This is a genomic window from Pseudoalteromonas sp. C8, assembly GCF_011378685.1.
GTDB classification, from domain to species: Bacteria; Pseudomonadota; Gammaproteobacteria; order Enterobacterales; family Alteromonadaceae; genus Pseudoalteromonas; species Pseudoalteromonas arctica.
In genome coordinates, this window is record NZ_WTKT01000056.1 from 1 (window position 1) to 988 (window position 988).

General features: G+C 50.8%; 1 protein-coding gene. It reads right to left on the reverse strand.

Features of this window, described 5'->3' with window-relative positions; translation table 11 throughout:
• A partial coding sequence (locus tag GQR39_RS20010; RefSeq protein ID WP_206007912.1) for an Ig-like domain-containing protein occupies positions 1-988 on the reverse strand: 988 nt, incomplete at both ends.

Below are 988 nucleotides of genomic sequence, written 5' to 3' on the forward strand. Positions count from 1 at the left end.
AACTGGGGTGCTGTCGTTGCCAAGGCCCAGTACATCAACTGTGACAACCGGTGTAATAGTATCCACATTACCACTGCTGTTTGCGGTGCTCTCATTGCCTGCCGCATCGGTAATACTCGCGCTTACAGTAAAATCACCTTGTGCAAGGGCACCTGGAATTTCAATATTCCAGTGACCATCGCTGCCAACTAGGGTCTCAATGGTTTGCACAGCACCTGTGCTGTCGGTGATAGTGAGCGTTACGGTGCCACCAATTTCATTACTGGTGCCCTGAAGCTCTGGTGTTAAATCGCTGACATCGCCCACGTTTTGAATGGTGAGTAGTGGCGCTTGCGTGTCGATAGTCGTGGTGTCACTCACGGTGGTTTCATTGCCGACACTATCGCGCANCGTTTCACCTTCGCTTAGCGGTGTGGTTGGAGTGGCGATCCAATCACCGTTTGCATCCACAAGGGCGGTGATAGTTTGTGAATTACCATCGCTATCGGTCACTACAATAGTGACTTGCGCGCCTTCACCCGCATCACTTGTACCGCTTATGATTGGCGTGTTGCTGTCGCTTTGTGCTGCAACATCAACAGTGAGTGTCGGCGGTGTATTATCAAAGTCATCTGAGCTAATTGTACGGGTATTACCTGCTGCATCGGTCGCTGTTGCGATCACTGAGCCAACATCAAGTAACGATACATCTAATCCGACTAATGACCAGTTGCCATCCGCATCGGTTGTAGTGGTATAAGTTGCACCAATACCCCCGTTAACAAGTTGCTCGGTAATAGTAATTTCACTACCTGCTGGCAAGTCAGACGTACCACTTAATGTGACTAATAAGCCAAGCTCAAACGTTGGCGTAAAGGCAAGTGCTGGCGGGGTTACGTCTACTTCGCCACTGTCCGTGCCGGTGCCAGTGTTGCCTGCAGCATCAGTGATGCTGGCGCTGACGCTGTAGTCACCTTCAGCTAATGTACCTGTTGGTGTCGCACTCCAG